General features: G+C 71.5%; 20 protein-coding genes and 1 pseudogene. 10 read left to right on the top strand and 11 right to left on the bottom strand.

Features of this window, described 5'->3' with window-relative positions; translation table 11 throughout:
• The first annotated feature begins 9 nt into the window (after positions 1-9).
• A complete protein-coding gene (locus EXE48_RS05800) occupies positions 10-222 on the top strand; it encodes a DUF7557 family protein (RefSeq protein ID WP_053770444.1) in 213 nt (70 codons plus the stop codon).
• Complete coding sequence (locus EXE48_RS05795; RefSeq protein WP_137710966.1) at positions 219-611, top strand: PIN domain-containing protein; 393 nt, start codon at positions 219-221, stop codon at positions 609-611. Before EXE48_RS05800 ends, EXE48_RS05795 begins: the two co-directional genes overlap by 4 nt.
• 6 nt (positions 612-617) lie before the next feature.
• Here EXE48_RS05795 and EXE48_RS05790 read toward each other — a convergent pair whose 3' ends face one another.
• Positions 618-1,706, bottom strand: a complete 1,089-nt coding sequence (locus EXE48_RS05790; RefSeq protein ID WP_137710965.1) for a molybdopterin-dependent oxidoreductase — start codon at positions 1,704-1,706, stop codon at positions 618-620.
• Positions 1,707-1,762: 56 nt separating this feature from the next.
• Positions 1,763-2,590 (bottom strand): MBL fold metallo-hydrolase, encoded by an 828-nt coding sequence (locus EXE48_RS05785; protein ID WP_053770441.1) that lies wholly within the window; start codon positions 2,588-2,590, stop codon positions 1,763-1,765.
• A gap of 124 nt (positions 2,591-2,714) precedes the next feature.
• Between EXE48_RS05785 and EXE48_RS05780 the strand changes: the two genes are divergently transcribed.
• Complete coding sequence (locus tag EXE48_RS05780; protein ID WP_137710964.1) at positions 2,715-3,776, top strand: succinylglutamate desuccinylase/aspartoacylase family protein; 1,062 nt, start codon at positions 2,715-2,717, stop codon at positions 3,774-3,776.
• 28 nt (positions 3,777-3,804) lie between these two features.
• On the opposite strand, the gene EXE48_RS05775 is transcribed toward EXE48_RS05780, so the two are convergent.
• The 3 genes from EXE48_RS05775 to EXE48_RS05765 all read right to left on the bottom strand — a co-directional run bounded on the left by EXE48_RS05775 (position 3,805) and on the right by EXE48_RS05765 (position 5,384).
• Positions 3,805-4,290: a Tfx family DNA-binding protein gene (locus tag EXE48_RS05775; RefSeq protein WP_053770439.1), complete on the bottom strand. Its 486-nt coding sequence runs from the start codon at positions 4,288-4,290 to the stop codon at positions 3,805-3,807.
• Between the two features lie 126 nt (positions 4,291-4,416).
• Entirely contained in the window at positions 4,417-4,890 is a 474-nt protein-coding gene (locus tag EXE48_RS05770; RefSeq protein WP_053770438.1) for a TRAM domain-containing protein, read from the bottom strand.
• Positions 4,891-5,036: 146 nt separating this feature from the next.
• Complete coding sequence (locus EXE48_RS05765) at positions 5,037-5,384, bottom strand: hypothetical protein (protein WP_053770437.1); 348 nt, start codon at positions 5,382-5,384, stop codon at positions 5,037-5,039.
• Positions 5,385-5,483: 99 nt separating this feature from the next.
• Here EXE48_RS05765 and EXE48_RS19305 point away from each other — a divergent pair.
• Positions 5,484-5,711: pseudogene (locus tag EXE48_RS19305) on the top strand (3-keto-5-aminohexanoate cleavage protein); the annotation flags it as partial.
• 5 nt (positions 5,712-5,716) lie between these two features.
• Here the strand turns inward: EXE48_RS19305 and EXE48_RS05755 are convergent.
• A complete protein-coding gene (locus EXE48_RS05755; RefSeq protein WP_137705016.1) occupies positions 5,717-7,591 on the bottom strand; it encodes an ATP-binding protein in 1,875 nt (624 codons plus the stop codon).
• 86 nt (positions 7,592-7,677) lie between these two features.
• Here EXE48_RS05755 and EXE48_RS05750 point away from each other — a divergent pair, with 86 nt between their 5' ends.
• Complete coding sequence (locus EXE48_RS05750; RefSeq protein ID WP_053770434.1) at positions 7,678-7,890, top strand: DUF7987 family protein; 213 nt, start codon at positions 7,678-7,680, stop codon at positions 7,888-7,890.
• A gap of 298 nt (positions 7,891-8,188) precedes the next feature.
• Here EXE48_RS05750 and EXE48_RS05745 read toward each other — a convergent pair whose 3' ends face one another.
• Together EXE48_RS05745 and EXE48_RS05740 are read right to left on the bottom strand one after the other, a co-directional pair.
• Positions 8,189-8,512 carry a DUF8022 family protein gene (locus EXE48_RS05745; RefSeq protein ID WP_053770433.1) on the bottom strand — a complete coding sequence of 108 codons (324 nt, stop codon included), beginning with the start codon at positions 8,510-8,512 and terminating at the stop codon, positions 8,189-8,191.
• The gene (locus EXE48_RS05740; RefSeq protein WP_053770432.1) at positions 8,512-10,056 is read right to left on the bottom strand and encodes an acyl-CoA carboxylase subunit beta; all 1,545 of its coding nucleotides are present in this window, start codon (positions 10,054-10,056) and stop codon (positions 8,512-8,514) included. The genes EXE48_RS05745 and EXE48_RS05740 overlap by 1 nt, the downstream gene beginning before the upstream one ends.
• Positions 10,057-10,350: 294 nt before the next feature.
• Between EXE48_RS05740 and EXE48_RS05735 the strand changes: the two genes are divergently transcribed.
• The 4 genes from EXE48_RS05735 to EXE48_RS05720 all read left to right on the top strand — a co-directional run bounded on the left by EXE48_RS05735 (position 10,351) and on the right by EXE48_RS05720 (position 12,700).
• Positions 10,351-10,989, top strand: a complete 639-nt coding sequence (locus EXE48_RS05735) for a 50S ribosomal protein L1 (RefSeq protein ID WP_053770431.1) — start codon at positions 10,351-10,353, stop codon at positions 10,987-10,989.
• Positions 10,986-12,026 carry a 50S ribosomal protein L10 gene (locus tag EXE48_RS05730; protein WP_053770430.1) on the top strand — a complete coding sequence of 347 codons (1,041 nt, stop codon included), beginning with the start codon at positions 10,986-10,988 and terminating at the stop codon, positions 12,024-12,026. Before EXE48_RS05735 ends, EXE48_RS05730 begins: the two co-directional genes overlap by 4 nt.
• A gap of 16 nt (positions 12,027-12,042) precedes the next feature.
• Entirely contained in the window at positions 12,043-12,387 is a 345-nt protein-coding gene (gene rpl12p, locus EXE48_RS05725; protein WP_053770429.1) for a 50S ribosomal protein P1, read from the top strand.
• Between the two features lie 121 nt (positions 12,388-12,508).
• On the top strand, positions 12,509-12,700 hold the full coding sequence (locus tag EXE48_RS05720; RefSeq protein WP_053770428.1) for a hypothetical protein: 192 nt from the start codon (positions 12,509-12,511) through the stop codon (positions 12,698-12,700).
• Here EXE48_RS05720 and EXE48_RS05715 read toward each other — a convergent pair.
• Complete coding sequence (locus tag EXE48_RS05715; RefSeq protein ID WP_121599972.1) at positions 12,681-13,322, bottom strand: SWIM zinc finger family protein; 642 nt, start codon at positions 13,320-13,322, stop codon at positions 12,681-12,683. The two genes, EXE48_RS05720 and EXE48_RS05715, sit on opposite strands and share 20 nt — an antisense overlap.
• A gap of 176 nt (positions 13,323-13,498) precedes the next feature.
• Between EXE48_RS05715 and EXE48_RS05710 the strand changes: the two genes are divergently transcribed.
• Positions 13,499-13,714 (top strand): DUF7472 family protein, encoded by a 216-nt coding sequence (locus EXE48_RS05710; RefSeq protein ID WP_053770426.1) that lies wholly within the window; start codon positions 13,499-13,501, stop codon positions 13,712-13,714.
• 55 nt (positions 13,715-13,769) lie between these two features.
• On the opposite strand, the gene EXE48_RS05705 is transcribed toward EXE48_RS05710, so the two are convergent.
• Both EXE48_RS05705 and EXE48_RS05700 read right to left on the bottom strand, forming a co-directional pair.
• Complete coding sequence (locus tag EXE48_RS05705) at positions 13,770-14,930, bottom strand: DNA primase (protein ID WP_053770425.1); 1,161 nt, start codon at positions 14,928-14,930, stop codon at positions 13,770-13,772.
• A 105-nt stretch (positions 14,931-15,035) separates the two neighbouring features.
• Positions 15,036-15,686 carry an HVO_2922 family protein gene (locus EXE48_RS05700; RefSeq protein ID WP_053770424.1) on the bottom strand — a complete coding sequence of 217 codons (651 nt, stop codon included), beginning with the start codon at positions 15,684-15,686 and terminating at the stop codon, positions 15,036-15,038.
• Positions 15,687-15,742: the final 56 nt, after the last annotated feature.

Genomic DNA, 15,742 nt, shown 5'->3' with positions numbered 1-15,742 from the left:
CGAGTAGACATGAGCAAGAGCATCCGCGTCGACGAGGAGACACACGCCGCGCTCGCCTCACTGAAAGGCGACGACGAGACCTTCGACGACCTGCTGACGCGGTTGCTTCGCGAGCGCCGCGAGGATATCCGGTCCGGGGCCGGCCTGTGGGAGGGAAGCGACGCGCCGGAGCGCGCCCGAGAGAAACGCCGGGAGATGAAACGCGGGGTCGACTCGCGGTGACCCTGTACGATAGTAGCGTCCTCATCGATTACCTCGCGGGACGATCCTCCGCCGTCGAGTATGTCGAGTCTCACGCTGACGAGCGTGCGGTCGCACCGCCGCTCGTGCTGTTCGAAGTGTATCAAGGAGAGGTGTTCAAGTCGGGAGCGACGGACCTCGGCGCGGTCGACGAGGCGCTGGACTGGATAGATGTGATCGATACGTCGGCGGCAGTCGCTCGCGAAGCGGCGGTGCTTCAGGATGCGCTCCGTGATCGAGGAGATCCCCTCGCGGCCCGCGACGCTTTCATCGCGGGGGCCGCCGTCGCACAAGACGAACGGCTCGCCGTGTCGGACACCGACTTCAACGTCGACGGGATTCGTGACGCACTCGATTTCGATTTCGTCTGAAGGGGCTCAGTCGAACCCGCTCACCAGCGTCACCACCCACTGCCCGAGGTCGTACTCCGCGCGGACCTCCACGCGCGTCACCCACTTCACCCACTGGAAGCCGCGGCGGTCGGGCGCGACCAGCCGCGCCGGCGCGCCGTGGCCGTGTGAGAGTCGCTCGCCGCCGACGTGCGTCGCGAGCAGGGCGTCCTCGGCCTCTTCGATCGGGAGGCTCCAGCGGTAGCCCGTCACGGACGTGAACCGGACGTACGCCGCGTCGTCGTCGAGGTCGCCGGCGGCGTCGAGCAGGTCGCCGACGCGGATCCCGCCCCACTCCTGGACCGTGTACCAGCCGCTCGTACAGTCGAGCAGCGCCTCCGTCTCGTGGCCCGCCGCCAGTTCGTCGGCGGTCAGCTCGACGGGGTCGCTGACGAGCCCCGCGACGGTCAGTCGGTAGTCGTCGCGGTCGATGGGGTCCGGGTCGTCGGCCACCCACGAGGTGATCGGGAAGGCGCCGTTGCCCGCGCCCTCGCGCGGCTGCGAGCCGGTGAACCGGCGGTCGGCGCCGGCGGTGTCGAGCGCGTCGTTGACCCCCTGCTGGATCCGGTAGGTCGCGCCGCCGGCCGCCAGCAGCGCGAAGTAGGTGACGGCGGTGCGCCGGCGCTCGAAGTCGACGCGGCGCGGGAGCCGGAACCGAGTGGACGCGTGGGCGGCCACGAGCGGGACCAGCGCGAGGCCGAACCCGACGTGAACCGAGAGCAGCGTCCAGTAGGAGATCCGCACGTCGAGGCCGAACACCCACGCGACCCCGGTCCCGATGGCGCCGACGGCGGCGACGAGCGTCAGGACGGAGAGCGCGGTCGACCGCCGCCACAGGTTCGGGTCGGTGAGCCGGCGGCGGACGCGCGCGAGCTTCCACGCGAGCAGCGCGACGATGCCGACGCCGAGCGCGCGGTGGAGCCAGAACAGCGGCCACCCCTCGGGGACGCCGACGGTGAACGAGACCAGCCCGGTGAGCGCCTCGGCGACGACGAACGCGAACAGCGACCAGTCGACCGCGCGCGGCGGCGGCTCTACGCGGTCGAGCGCGGTCCGGAGGCGGTCCGTCGCGGCCATCTACGCGCGATAGGCGCTAGCGAGACAAAAGGGTACAGCCCGCGGCGCGCCGTGACTCACAGCTCGTACACTTCGCCGTCGACCGCCAGCGGCTCCGCGAACGCCTCGTCGGCCGGGTAGTAGTGCGCGAGGTGGACCAGGCGGGTGCGGTCGGCGTCGAGCTCGTCGGCGAGCGCGAGCGCCCCCTCCCGGGTCATGTGCTTCGTGCCGAAGGTCCGCGGGACGCCGTCTGGCCCCTCGTGGCGCCCGCCGATCGGGTGGTGTTCGCACAGCGACGCGGGGACGATGGCGTCGGCGAGCAGGAGGTCCGCGCCGGCGAGCGCGTCGCGGGAGCGCTCCGGCACGTCGTAGCTGGTGTCGCCGGTGAGCGAGAGCGTCGCGCCCGTCTCGGGGTCCTCGATCACGACCCCGTAACAGACGAGCGGCGGGTGGTCGACGGGGACGAACCGCACCTCGAAGCCGCAGGTCTCGAACGGCTCGAACGGGTCGCGGGCGTGGACGCCGATCCGGTCTTCGAGGTAGTCGTACTTGCGCCGGATCGTCTCCGCGACGCTCTCGTCGGTCGCGGGGTCCGTCTCGTTCGGCGCGTGGACCGGGAGCCCGTCGACGAGCCGGTAGACGTTCCCCAGCCCGTCGAGGTGGTCGAAGTGGATGTGCGTCACGAGCCCGGCGTCCGGGAGGGGGACGTCGGCCGCGAGGAACTGCTGTCTGAAGTCGGGACTGAAGTCGACGAGCAGCGACTCGCCGGTGCGCTCGTTGGCGACGTGGACGGAGAAGCGCGACCGCGACACCCCGCGCTCGCGGGCCGCCTCGCAGGTGTCGCAGTCGCAGCCGACGGTCGGCGTCCCCGTCGTGTCGCCCGTCCCGAGGAGGGTGACCCGCATGGGACGGGATGCGCGGGCCACGGCCTTAGCGTCCGCGGTCGAGGCCGCCGCGGCCGGCGACCCGGGGCGACCGCGTCGCGCTCGCACCCCGGACGTATAACTCCGCGCCGCCCCGATCCGAACCGTGCACACCAGTCGTACCCTCACCCTCGCGCGGCTCCCCTCTGGCGTACCGATCCGGACGACCGTCCACGCGTACGGCGAGGGGCGGCTCGTCGACGGCGACGACGGCCCCGTCCTCGACGCGCCGGGCGACGGTCCCGTCGTGTACGCGCAGGCGGCCCAGCACGGCCGCGAGGTGAACGGGACGGCGGTCCTCCGGCGCCTCCACGACCGGCTCACGGGCGACGCGGCGGAGGGGTCCGGTACCGGCGACGCGGAGCGCGCCGACGGACCGAGCGCCGCCGACCTCGACGGGACGCTCGTGGCGGTGCCCGTCGCCGACCCGCTCACCTTCGACCGCGCCTCGTACACGACGCCGGAGTCGCTCGACTCGCGGCAGCCGAACATGAACCGCTGTTGGCCCGGCGACCCCGAGGGGTCGCTCCACGAGCGGATGGCGGCCCGGCTCTGGGCGTTCGCGAGCGAGGCGGACGCGATCGTCGACCTCCACACCGGGTCGCCGTCGATGGCGACGCACACGGTGTACATGCGCGGCGACGACGCCTGCCGCGGGCTCGCGGAGGCGTTCGGCACCGACCTCCTGCTCGCGGAGGCCGCGGGCGACGACGCGGACACCGAGTGGGACGAGCGCGGCTTCGCCGGGAAGCTCCGCGTCGCGGCCACGCGCGAGGGGATCCCGACGATCACGCCCGAGCTCGCCCACAGCAAGGAGATCGTGCCCGGGGCGGTCGAGACCGGCGTGGCGGGAACCCTCGGCGTCCTCCGACGCGAGGGGCTGCTCGGCGGCGATCCCGACCCGTGGGACGGCGTCGTGGCGCGCAACCACCTCGGCCGCGTGATCGCCGACGACTCCGGGCTGTTCGTCCCCGAGCCCGACCTCGCCGTCGGCGACCGCGTCGCGGCGGGCGAGCGGGTCGGCGAGGTGTTCGACCCGACGACGTTCGAGACGCTCCAGGTCGCGCGCGCCGACCGCGACGGGATCGCGTACTCGGTCGCGCGGGAGGCGACCGTCACCGCGGGCGCGACGCTCGTCGGCGTCGCGGAGCGGATCGACGGGGAGTAACGGGGCGGCCGGCGGGCGAAACGAGCGGCTACGGCCGGCGGACGCGGATCCGTCCGTCGGCGGCGACCGTCACGAAGAGCCGGTTGCGGACCTCGCGGCCGCGGACCGCGTCGCCCGCGCGGTCGCCGATCGACTTCATCAGCTCGGGCGCGGTCTGGTTCACCTTCACGCCCGCCTCGTCGCAGGCGTCGTACACGCGCTTGGGCGCGTCGTAGAGGTCGGTCCCGGCGTCGATCTCGACGCGGACCGGGGCCGACAGCGCCTCCGCGAACGCGACCGTCTCGCGGGCGCGCTCGACGTTGTCGCGGGCGCTCGCCTCGACGCTGGAGACGTTCGCCCGCGAGGTGCCGAGGCGGTCCGCGATGTCTGACTGCCGGAGCCCGCGCTCGCGGAGCGCCAGCACTTCGGCCTGCCGACGGGTGAGCACGCTCTCGTCGGCGTCGAAGCCGGCTCGCTCCAGAATCGAATCGGCGTCGACGTCCGCCGGATCCGGCCGCTCCTCGTCTGCCACCATGTGGTCACCGACGGGCCGGGCCGTCAAAAAACGGCGGATTCGCGGGCGGGCGGAGACGGGCGCGTGTCGCGCGGAGAATCGACGGCGTCCGGACTGTCCGTGGGGCGGGGCTCCCCCGGGACGCCGTCACTTGCCCCAGAAGTTCTCGCGGCTGCCGAGCCGTTCGCGGTCCGGGCGGTCGCGGCGGCTGCGCTCGTCGTCCGCGTCCTCGTCGTCCCCCTCGTCGCCGTCCGCGGCCTCGCCGTCGGACTCCTCGTCCGGGTCGTCCGGGAGGCGCTCGACCACTTCTTGCGCCGTCGCGTGGCTCGACTTCACGCGGTGGATCTTGACCTCGGCGCGCGCCGGGGGGAGCAGCCCGTCGACGAGGACGATGAACCCGTCGTCGGTGCGGCCGACGCCGGCGCCGCTCTCGTGGATGTCGTCGACCTCGACGACGACCGCCTCGCCGGGCTGGACCGGCTGCTGTTTCAGCTCGTAGATCGGCATGTCGTAGTGGTTACACCACTCCGCGCCGCCTTTGTTGCCGTAGTGTTGACACCCCATCCCCTGGATCCGTTCGTCGAAGCTGGGGCAGTCGTCGGCGAGTGGACAGTCCGCCATACCGTAGGGGAGACCGGCCGCCGTTGTAAACGTTTTCGACTCTCAGACCGAAGTTCGCGAAAACGGCCGATTCACGCGGGCGAGCGGCGGCTGCTTCGAGACGGGGAGAGAGCGGGGAGCGCGGCGGGGCGCGGACCCCGGCGGCCTCACAGGAACTCGCGGACCTCGGAGTACCACATGTCGTGGTGGTCGACGGCGTCGAGCGCGTCCGCGACGTCGACCGCGATGGCGTGCCAGCAGCGCTGGTCGGGGTCGTCGGCGTCGAGGTTGTACGTCGCGTCCGCGCAGTTACACTCTCCCCCCTCGACGACGTACTCGTCCTCGTGGCCCACGACGACGGTGAAGTCGCGGTAACGCTTCACGCGACCCTCGCCGACCGCCTCGATGGCGCGCTGTCCCCGGTCGCCGTGGGCATCGACGATCGCCGCCGCGATCGGGCCGGTCAGCTCTCCGGCCTCGTCGATCGCCGACCGCCAGTCGTCGACCGGCTCCATGGCCATCCGTTCTCGGGCGGTCGGTTAAACAGCGTCGGTCAGATCGGACCGGATCGAATCGGCTCGGAACGGAGCGGAGCGTGCGCCCCGACGCGGGGTTTCAACGTGGTCGGGTTCGGCCCGCACCAGCTCCCGATGACGACCCAGCCGCTGCTGCTCGGCGGGCACGTCCGGGTGGGCTTAGAGGACAACCGGTACTACGAGCGGGGCGAGCTGGCGACGAACGAGCAGTTAGTGGCGCGGGCGGCGCGGCTCGCCGAGGAACTCGGGCGGCCCGTGGCGACGCCCGAGCAGACGCGGGAGCTACTGGGGCTCCGGGGTCGGTAGCCCGCTCACTCCAGCACGATCAGCACGTCGCCCATGTCGACGCTGTCGCCCTCGCCGACGTGGACGCTCGCGACGGTGCCGCCGCGCTCGGCGACCACGTCGTTCTCCATCTTCATCGCCTCGAGGACGCAGACCACGTCGCCGGCGGCGACCTCGTCGCCCTCGTCGACGTCGACCGAGAGGATCGTCCCCTGCATCTCCGCGTCGATGGCCTCGCCGCCCTCGGCCACGTCGACGCCCGAATCGTCGCCGCCGTCGTCGTCGGTGGCTTGCGGCGGGCGCTGCTGTCCGCCGCTCCCGCTTCCGCCGCCGCTCTCGGGCACCGGGATCGCGGGCGCGCCGCGCTCCTCTAACTCCACGTCGAAGCGCTTGCCGTTCACCTCGACGGTGAACTCGCGCTCGGTCACCGCTTCCTCCTCGTCGTCGCCCGCGGCGGCCGACTCCGTCCCCCACTTCTCCTGCGCGTCGGCGACCAGCTCGCGGTCGAGCTCCTCGTCGAGGTACTTCGTCGTGTGCGTCCCGTCGACGAAGCGCTCGTCGTCGAGCATCAGCCGGTGGAACGGGACGATGGTGACGACGCCCTCCAGGTCGTACTCCGCGAGCGCGCGCTTCGAGCGCGCGAGACACGCCTCGCGGTCGCCGGCCCGGACGATCAGCTTCGCGATCATCGAGTCGTAGTCGGTGACCAGCTCGTCGCCCTGGCGGAGCGCGTCGTCGACGCGGACGCCGATCCCGCCCGGCGGGTCGTACGTCTCCAGCGACCCCTCGTTGGCGGGCTGGAAGTCGTTGGCGGCGTTCTCGGCGTTGATCCGGAACTCGATCGCGTGGCCCTCGAGCTCCACGTCGTCCTGCGAGACCGAGAGGCCCTCGCCGCTGGCGACCCGGAGCTGTTCCTTGACGATGTCGATCCCCGTCAGCTCCTCCGTGACGGTGTGTTCGACCTGGATCCGGGTGTTGACTTCGAGGAAGTAGAACGGCGTGTCGGGACCGAGCGGCTCCGACGGGTCGCGGTCGGGGTCCTCCTCGACGAGGAACTCGACCGTCCCGGCGTTGGTGTAGTCGGCGGCGGCGACGCCGCGGCGGGCGGCCTCGCCGATCTTCTCGCGCAGTTCGTCGGAGAGCGCCGGGGAGGGCCCCTCCTCGATCACCTTCTGGTGGCGGCGCTGGAGCGAGCAGTCGCGCTCGCCGAGGTGGACCACGTCGCTCTCGCTCACCGAGCCGTTCGGGTCGTCGGCGACGACCTGGACCTCGACGTGGCGGGGGGTCTGGAGGTAGCGTTCGAGGTACACCGAGTCGTTCGAGAAGTACGCCTCGCCCTCGCGCTTGGCGGACTCGAGCGCCTCCGCGGCCTCGTCCGCGCCCTCGACGACCTTCATCCCGCGGCCGCCGCCGCCGCCCTCGGCCTTGATCGCGACCGGGTAGCCGTGCTCGTCGCCGAAGTCCGTGACGGCCTCGGCGTCGGTGACGGGCTCGGTCGTCCCGGGGACGATCGGCACGTCGGCGTCGTCCATCACGCGCCGCGCGTGCGTCTTCTCGCCCAGCCGCTCCATCGCGTCGCTCGACGGCCCGACCCAGGTGATCCCGTCGGCGGCCTCGACGCGGGCCGCGAAGTCGGCGTTCTCCGCGAGGAAGCCGTACCCGGGGTGGATCGCGTCCGCGCCGGCCGACCGCGCCGCCTCGACGACGGCCTCGCCGTCGAGGTACGAGTCGGCCGCGCGGGCGGGCCCGACGTTGTACGCCTCGTCCGCATACCGGACGTGGCCGCCGTGCTTGTCGGCGTCGCTGTAGACGGCGACGGTGTCGACGCCCAGCTCCGCACAGGCGCGCATCACCCGGACCGCGATCTCGCCGCGGTTCGCCACGAGAACCTTATCGAACATTCCTGTCGGTTCTTCCACCAACTGCTACCAAACTCTGTCGGTCCGTGCCGAGACGGTTAAGGGGACCGCGGGCGCCAGGTTGAGGCATGCTCGACGCGGGAAACCCGTACGTGCTGCCGTCCGTGCTGGTCGGCGCGGCCGTCTACCTCGGACTCACCGCGGCCACCGACGCCTCGCTGCCGGTCCGGATCGGCGCGCTCCTCGTCTTCGTGGCCGTCGTGCCGGTGGTCCTCAATCGACTCCTCGGCGGCCGAGGCGGCCCGACCGACCCCGACGACGGCGACGAGACGGCGGAGTAACGGCGACGGACGCGACCGACGCGGGCCGCGCGACCGCCGGCGTCCTCGCCGGCGACGAGCGGGCGCGCCGGCCGACCGCGTGAGCCGCTACCACAGGTATATATGTCAGCGGACGTATCTGCGGACGCGCTCTGAGTAGAGGCCGGATCGACGGCGCGGCGGACCGACGCCGCGCTGTCGGGGGAATGTACGCGGTCGGACGCCGCCGCGTCCGGCGGCGCCGTTCGACGTGTCGAGGACTCGACCAGGGACGGGTCGGGCGGACGAACGCCGAAAGGCGGAGCGGCGCGTCGGCGCGTCAGAACCGGTCGCTCCTGCCCGCCGCGGTCCACGGGTCCGCGGGCGCGTCGGCCGGGACGCGCACCCGGCGGCGGCGGAGTCGCTCGATCCGGCCGGCGAACGCCCAGCGGTCCTCGTCGCGGCCGTCGTCCGCCTCGCTCGCGGCGGCCGCGGCGGCGAGTTCGCCGTCGCGGAGGTGGGCGGCGACCGCGGCGGCGATGGCGGCCGCCTCGTCGTCGCGGGCGTCGTCGGGGATCGAGAGCCCGGCGAGCGCGGCCGCCGGGTCGGCGGTCGCCGCCGGGTCGGTCGCCCCCCTTTCGTCCGGGTGGTCGTCGGCCGCCATCAGATCGGGATGTTGCCGTGCTTCTTGGCGGGCTGGTCCGAGTTCTTCCCCTTCAGCATCTTCAGGTCCTCCACGAGGCGCGCGCGCGTCTCGGTCGGCTCGATCACGTCGTCGACGAAGCCGCGGTCGGCGGCGGTGTAGGGGTTCGCGAACTCCTCGCGGTACTCGTCGATGAGCTCCTGCCTGCGCGCGTCGGGGTCGTCGGCCTCGGCCAGCTCCTCGCGGTAGAGGACGTTGACCGCGCCCTTCGGCCCCATCACGGCGATCTCCGAGGTGGGCCACGCGTAGTTGACGTCGCCGCCGATGTGCTTCGACGACATCACGCAGTAGGCGCCGCCGTACGCCTTCCGGGTGATGACGGTGAGCAGGGGGACGGTCGCCTCCGAGAAGGCGTACAGCAGCTTCGCGCCGTGGCGGATGATCCCGTTGTGCTCCTGGTCCGTGCCGGGCATGAAGCCGGGCACGTCCTCGAAGGTGACGATGGGGATGTTGAACGCGTCGCAGAAGCGGACGAACCGCGCGCCCTTCTGACTCGCCTCGATGTCGAGCGTGCCGGCGTTCACGCGGGGGTTGTTCGCGACGACGCCGACGGAGTGGCCGTCGAGGCGGGCGAAGCCGACGACGATGTTCTTCGCGAAGTTCTCGTGCACCTCGAAGAAGGAGCCCTCGTCGGTGACGCTCGCGATCACGTCCTTCATGTCGTACGGCTTCCGGGGCGCGTCGGGGACGATCTCGGCGAGCTCCTCGTCGGCGCGCTCCGGGTCGTCCCACGGCTCGACGCGCGGCGGGTCCTCCACGTTGTTCGCGGGGAGGTACGACAGCAGCCGCGCGATGTTGTCGAGCGCCTCCTCCTCGCTCTCCTCGGCGAAGTGCGCCACGCCGGAGGTCGACGAGTGGGTGACCGCGCCGCCGAGCTCCTCGAAGCTCACCTCCTCGCCGGTGACCGTCTCGATGACGTCCGGCCCGGTGATGAACATGTGGGAGGTTTCTTTCACCATGAAGGTGAAGTCCGTGATGGCGGGGGAGTACACCGCGCCGCCCGCGCACGGCCCCATGATCGCCGAGATCTGGGGGATCACGCCCGAGGCCTCCGTGTTGCGCCGGAATATCTCCGCGAAGCCGCCGAGCGAGGCGACCCCCTCCTGGATCCGGGCGCCCGCGGAGTCGTTGAGGCCGACGACCGGCGCGCCCACGTCCATCGCCTTGTCCATCACCTTACACACCTTCTCGGCGAACACCTCGCCGAGCGACCCGCCGAAGACGGTGAAGTCGTGCGCGAACACGAACGTCTTCCGGCCGTTCACCTCGCCGTAGCCGGTCACCACCCCGTCGCCCGGGATCTGCTGTTCCTCCATCCCGAACGTGTGGTTGCGGTGGGTGCGGAACCGGTCGAACTCGTGGAAGGTGCCGTCGTCGAGGAAGTAGTCGATCCGCTCGCGGGCGGTCATCTTCCCCTTGTCGTGTTGCGACTGGATCCGGTCTTCGCCCCCGCCCTTCGCCGCCCGCTCGCGGCGCTCGCGGAGGTCCTCGATACGGTCGTCCATCGTCACGGCGGACCACCCTGCGTCATTACCTCGTGGGTCGGCGACCGCCGTCAAAAGGGTTCCCCTATCCGACGTTTCGGCCTTCGACGCCCGTCGAATCCGTCCCGCGGCGGCCGACGACGGGCGCCGGATCCGAACGTGAGCGCGCGAACGACCCGGAGCGGCCCTGTCGCCGGTTCACACGGCGACCGGCGGTTCGACGCTTTTAAACCTCCGATGAACCACTCTCCGATGAGACAGGCTTCGCCTGTTTCACTGACCCGTAGGAGCGACCTGCGTACTACGGAGGTGAAAATGGCAGACACAATACAAGAGGCCGTAACCCTCGCACTCGACGATGCGCCCGAGCGGAACTTCCGCGAGACCGTGGACATCGCGATCAACCTGCGAGACCTCGACCTCAACGATCCGTCGAACCGTATCGACGAGTCCGTCGTGCTGCCGGCTGGAACGGGGCAGGAGACACAGATCGTCGTCTTCGCGGAGGGCGAAACCGCCGTCCGCGCAGAGGAGGTCGCTGACGAAGTGCTCGACAGCGACGACCTCGAAGACCTCGGAGACGACGACGACCGCGCAAAGGACCTCGCCGACGACACCGACTTCTTCGTCGCCGAGGCCAACCTGATGCAGGACATCGGTCGGTACCTCGGTACCGTCCTCGGTCCGCGCGGGAAGATGCCTACCCCACTGCAGCCGGACGACGACGTCGTCGACACAGTCAACCGGATGAAGAACACGGTGCAGCTCCGGTCGCGCGACCGGCGCACGTTCCACACCCGCGTCGGCGCCGAGGACATGGGCGCCGACGCGATCTCGGACAACATCGACGTCATCATCCGGCGACTCGAAGCGAACCTCGAGAAGGGCCCGCTCAACATCGACGGGATCTACGTGAAGACCACGATGGGTCCCGCGAAGGAGGTGCCCGTATGAGCTCGGTCCGCAAGACCGAGACGATCCCCGAGTGGAAGCGGGAGGAGGTCGACGAGCTCGTCGAGTTCATCGACTCCTACCAGTCCGTCGGGATCGTCGGCGTGTCCGGCATCCCGAGCCGGCAGCTCCAGGCCATGCGCCGGGAGCTCCACGGCTCGGCCGCCGTCCGCATGAGCCGCAACACGCTCACGAACCGGGCGCTCGAGGAGGTCGGCGACGGCGTCGAGGCGCTGACGGAGTACGTCAGCGGCCAGGTGGCGCTCGTCGGCACCAACGACAACCCGTTCGGCCTCTTCAAGCAGCTCGAAGCCTCGAAGACCCCCGCCCCGATCAACGCGGGCGAGGTGGCCCCCAACGACATCGTGATCCCCGAGGGCGACACCGGCGTCGACCCGGGGCCGTTCGTCGGCGAGCTCCAGACCGTGGGCGCGGCCGCCCGCATCATGGACGGCTCGATCAAGGTGACCGAGGACTCGACCGTGCTGGAGGAGGGCGAGGTCGTCGACGACGACCTCGCGAACGTCCTCGTCGAGCTCGGCATCGAGCCCAAGGAGGTCGGCCTCGACCTGAAGGCCGTCTACTCCGAGGGCGTGCTGTTCGAGCCCGACGAGCTCGAACTCGACGTCGACGAGTACGAGGCGGACGTCCGGTCCGCCGCGGCCGCCGCGCGCAACCTCTCGATCAACGCCGCGTACCCGACGGCCGCCACCGCCGGCGCCCTCATCGCGAAGGCGTCCGGCGAGGCGAAGTCCGTCGGCCTGTTCGCGGAGATCGAGAGCCCGGACGTCGTGCCCGACCTGATCGGGAAGGCCGACGCCCAGCTCCGCGCGCTCGCGGCGCAGATCGACGACGAGGAGGCGCTCCCCGAGGAGCTCCAGGGCGTCGAGGCCGCGCCGGCCGCGGAGCCGGCGACGGACGACGCCGACGAGGAAGAGGAACAGGCGGACGACAACACGGAAGACGCCGAGGAGGCCGACGACGACGCCGACGACGACGGCGACGACGGCGGCGAAGGACTCGGCGCGATGTTCGGATAACACGAGGTACACACCAATGGAATACGTTTACGCTGCGCTCATCCTGAACGAGACTGGCGAAGAGATCAACGAAGACAACGTCACCGGCGTGCTGGAAGCCGCCGGCGTCGACGTCGAGGAGTCCCGCGTCAAGGCGCTCGTCGCCGCGCTGGAGGACGTCGACATCGAGGAGGCCATCGAGACGGCCGCCGCGGCCCCGGCCGCCGGCGCGTCCGCCGGTGGCGCCGCCGACGCCGACGCCGCCGACGAGGCGGACGACGACGACGAGGACGAGGCCGACGAGGCCGACGCCGCCGACGAGGCGGACGACGACGAGGACGAGGGCGACGGCGGCGAAGGGCTCGGCGAGCTGTTCGGCTGAGCCGGCGCGCGACTCCCTCGACGCCGACCGCGTCGACCCGTACCGATTTTTCAACGACCCGCTATCCGGAGTGATAACGTCGTCCGCGAATTTATATGTCAATCTCTGATAGACGTGTGTAATGAACATCGTCGACGGAGACAAAGCCGAGTGCGCGCGGTGCGGGGAGGTGTACCCGCTCGCGGACGTCTCGCTGCTGGAGAAGGACACGAACCGGGACTACGAGCGGGTGCTCTGCGAGGAGTGCGTCGAGGTCGTCGGCGTGCCGCGCGGGTACTCGCTGCGGCGGGACATCACGTTTCTGGCGCGGTGAGCCGCGAGGCCGGGAAGGCGTACGTCCGCGCGTCGCGGGGCGCGAAGTCCGGACGGAGCGACGAGACGTAGACGGCTTCGACGGCGGGCTCGTGGGCGCCGTACGCGGCGTTCGACGCGTAGTCGACGAGGGGGCGGCCGTCGTCGGTCCGGTACTCGTCGGCGCGCTCGGTCGTGACCGCGGTCACGACGAGCCGGTCGCCCGTCTCGCGGTCGCTGACGACGGTTCCCGGGTCGAACGCGTGGGCGTCACAGAGGTACGACCCGCCCTCGTCGGCGGGGACGAACGTCGCCGTCCCGCAGACCGCGCAGGCGCCGACGCGCTCGTCGGGAGCGGGGACGACGCCGGCGGTCACCGACAGCGCGACGCGGCGCAGGTGCTTACAGCGGGCGCCGCGGATGGCGTGGTCGGGACAGGTACAGCGCCCGGCGTCGAGGGCAACGACGTACGTGCCGCCGTCGGTGTCGACGACGTACCGACGGTCCGGGAGCTGGCGGACGGTCATCGGCTCCGAGAGGGCCCGCTCGGCCCGCTCGTCGGCCGGGGACGAACGCGTCGCTCGGGGCGTGTCGGAGCGGTTCGGATCGGCGGGTGACGCGGCTGTGTTTCGGGTGTGCGTCATGGGCGACCGCGAGGCGGGGGCCTCGCTTCGACCGAAGATAGGGACCCGAGACTGGTAAACGCACCGGCGAACCGCGGAGAATCGGGTGTTTCGCCCCGGTTCGGCCCTGTTCGCGCCCAGAGCGGGGTGCCGCCCTCATCGAAGTCCTTTTTTAGCGGCGACGGGAAGCCGCGAACATGGAAATCGATGCGGAGTTCCGTCGGCAGATCGCGGTCTCGCTGGCGGCGGCCGCGGTGTTCATCGTCGGGCTGGTCGCCATCGGGGTCACCTTCGGCGGGTCGACGGTCCTCCCGGAGGCGGGGGCGATCGCGCTCGTCGGGCTCCTGACCGGGTTCGTCCTGCTGATGGCCGGCGTCGGGACCTTCCTGATGCGGGCGAACGGCGGCTCGTAAGGCCGTCGAGCCGCAGCGGTCCGCTGTTTCTGTCGCCGCGTTCGATTCGCCGCGCTCACGCCGCTCCCGTCCCGTCGGTTTCGCGGTCCGCCCGCCAGTCGGTCACGTCGTCGGCCGCCGCCACTCGCTTTTCGTAGTACGAGAGGGGGTCCGGCGCGACCTGCATGTGGTCGTCCTCGTTGTGACAGATGCCGTAGTTCGCCAGCGTCTCGCAGGTCGGCGGGGGGTACTGGGTCCCGCGGTCGTCGGTGAGGAACTCGGTCTGGTAACGGATCCCCTCGGCGTCGAGGCTGGTGTCGGCGCAGAAGGCGACGACCTCGTCGGGCGTCATGCCGATACCGACGAGGAACGCCATCAGCGCGAACGACTCGGCCGCGGAGAGCGCAGTGTCGCGCTCCGCCTTCTCGATCAGGTTCGTCATACATGGCGGGAACAGCGCGGGGGCGACGACGTCCGGCGGCTCGGCGTACGTCCGCTCGGAGAGCAGCCGGCGGAGGTCGGCGACGCGCGACTCCAGCGCCGCGGCGATCTCCTCGTCGGCACCGAGTTCGAAGGGGAGCCCCTCGGCGACCCGCGCCTCGACGGCGGCCTCCAGCGCCGCGAGCAGCTCCTCGCGGGAGACCCGCACCGCGCCGTCGGCGAGCGCCCGGTTGACCAGCCGCCACGAGTCGCCCCACTCGGGGGAGGTGAGCCGGAGGTAGGGGCCGACGTCGATCCGGTAGCTGTCGGGGTCGCGGCCGGCCCCGCCGCCCGCCGCCGCACCCGCGCCGCGGGCGCCGGCGGGCGCGGTCGCGTCCGGTCGCACGGCGTCGGCGAGGTCGAACTCGGCGAGCAGGTCGTCGAGCCCGACCGTCGCGGTCGACACGGACCGCAGCTCGTCGTCGGTCTCCAAGTCGCGGCGGACCCGCTCCACGGCGGTCGCCGCCTCCGCGGCGGCGTACTTCTCGATGGCGGGGTCGGAGTCGAGCAGCGAGACGAGGATCCGCGCGATGGGGTACGAGAGCAGCTCCGCCTGGGCGTCGTACGCGGACTCGCCGGGGAACGCGCCGCTCTCCGAGGCGACGGTCCCCTCGAGGAGGGCGCGTTCGACGCGCTCGCGGGCGCGGTCGACCGCCGGGGCGTCGGTCGCGACGAGCTCCGGCAGCGACACCGCGGCCGACGCGACCGCCTCGCGGGCGCTCGCGAAGAACGGGTACTTGGCGTCGAGCGCGTCCATGTCGCTCAGAGGTAGTGAAGGCCGGCGAATAAGCGGTGCGGTCCGCGGTCGCGCCGCCGGCGGGGCGGCGGTCGGACCGCGGGCGCCTCGCCGCTGGACCGAGACCTACTCGTCCGGCTCCTCGACGGCCGCGCCCGGCGCGTTCGACTTGACGCTGGTGAGGCCCTGTTTCGCCTTCTGCTTGGAGGCGTACCCCTGTCCGCTGTCGGCGATGATGTTGCCGTTCTCGTGGCGGAGCCGCCAGCGGTACTCGTCGGCCTTGTCGCGGAACAGCTCGAACGCGGCGTCGCTGCCGCCCTCCTCGGGCGCCTCCTCGTCGCGCGAGACGTCGATCACGTGCGCGCCCGCCGCGTTCCGCTGGACGCTCTCGATCCCGGAGCTGGCGTCGCGCTTGTCGGCGTATCCCTCGCCGCCGTCGGCGATGATGTTGCCGTTCTCGTGGCGGAGCCGCCAGCGGTACTCGTCGGCCTTGTCACGGAACAGCTCGAACGTCGCCCTGCTCGCGCTCGCGTCCTCGTCGACGGCGACCTCTTCGTCGGGCCACTCCACCTCGATCTCGAAGCGGACCGTGCCGTCCTCCCGTTCGAGTTCGACCTCGACGTCGCCGGTCCCGGCCGCGTCGACCGTCACCGTCCCGCCTTCGTCGACCGGTACGGGTTCGCCGCGACCGAGCGCGCGGGCGATCCGGCGGAGGTACGTGGCCAGCCCCTGTCGGGTCCGCGACCGACTCGACTCGTGGATGGTGTCGTCGGGCATGCGCGAGAAGCGTCACCGCCGCCAAAGAAAAGTGTACGCCCGAAATCCGGGGTCTC

The sequence above is a fragment of the Halorubrum sp. ASP1 genome, from assembly GCF_005435135.1.
Lineage (GTDB): Archaea > Halobacteriota > Halobacteria > Halobacteriales > Haloferacaceae > Halorubrum > Halorubrum tropicale.
Note: the sequence above shows the minus strand (reverse complement) of the source record. Positions and strands in the feature narration are given on the sequence as shown.

Bases quoted from the DNA above. Each gene is read 5' to 3' on its own strand.
- EXE48_RS05800 (WP_053770444.1), top strand. From the start codon at position 10: ATGAGCAAGAGCATCCGCGTCGACGAGGAGACACACGCCGCGCTCGCC.
- EXE48_RS05750 (WP_053770434.1), top strand. From the start codon at position 7,678: ATGCTCGACGCGGGAAACCCGTACGTGCTGCCGTCCGTGCTGGTCGGC.
- EXE48_RS05755 (WP_137705016.1), bottom strand. From the start codon at position 7,591: ATGTTCGATAAGGTTCTCGTGGCGAACCGCGGCGAGATCGCGGTCCGG.
- EXE48_RS05720 (WP_053770428.1), top strand. From the start codon at position 12,509: ATGAACATCGTCGACGGAGACAAAGCCGAGTGCGCGCGGTGCGGGGAG.
- EXE48_RS05735 (WP_053770431.1), top strand. From the start codon at position 10,351: ATGGCAGACACAATACAAGAGGCCGTAACCCTCGCACTCGACGATGCG.
- EXE48_RS05715 (WP_121599972.1), bottom strand. From the start codon at position 13,322: ATGACGCACACCCGAAACACAGCCGCGTCACCCGCCGATCCGAACCGC.
- EXE48_RS05770 (WP_053770438.1), bottom strand. From the start codon at position 4,890: ATGGCGGACTGTCCACTCGCCGACGACTGCCCCAGCTTCGACGAACGG.
- EXE48_RS05740 (WP_053770432.1), bottom strand. From the start codon at position 10,056: ATGGACGACCGTATCGAGGACCTCCGCGAGCGCCGCGAGCGGGCGGCG.
- EXE48_RS05790 (WP_137710965.1), bottom strand. From the start codon at position 1,706: ATGGCCGCGACGGACCGCCTCCGGACCGCGCTCGACCGCGTAGAGCCG.
- EXE48_RS05785 (WP_053770441.1), bottom strand. From the start codon at position 2,590: ATGCGGGTCACCCTCCTCGGGACGGGCGACACGACGGGGACGCCGACC.
- EXE48_RS05710 (WP_053770426.1), top strand. From the start codon at position 13,499: ATGGAAATCGATGCGGAGTTCCGTCGGCAGATCGCGGTCTCGCTGGCG.
- EXE48_RS05705 (WP_053770425.1), bottom strand. From the start codon at position 14,930: ATGGACGCGCTCGACGCCAAGTACCCGTTCTTCGCGAGCGCCCGCGAG.
- EXE48_RS05765 (WP_053770437.1), bottom strand. From the start codon at position 5,384: ATGGAGCCGGTCGACGACTGGCGGTCGGCGATCGACGAGGCCGGAGAG.
- rpl12p (WP_053770429.1), top strand. From the start codon at position 12,043: ATGGAATACGTTTACGCTGCGCTCATCCTGAACGAGACTGGCGAAGAG.
- EXE48_RS05775 (WP_053770439.1), bottom strand. From the start codon at position 4,290: ATGGTGGCAGACGAGGAGCGGCCGGATCCGGCGGACGTCGACGCCGAT.
- EXE48_RS05700 (WP_053770424.1), bottom strand. From the start codon at position 15,686: ATGCCCGACGACACCATCCACGAGTCGAGTCGGTCGCGGACCCGACAG.
- EXE48_RS05745 (WP_053770433.1), bottom strand. From the start codon at position 8,512: ATGGCGGCCGACGACCACCCGGACGAAAGGGGGGCGACCGACCCGGCG.
- EXE48_RS05730 (WP_053770430.1), top strand. From the start codon at position 10,986: ATGAGCTCGGTCCGCAAGACCGAGACGATCCCCGAGTGGAAGCGGGAG.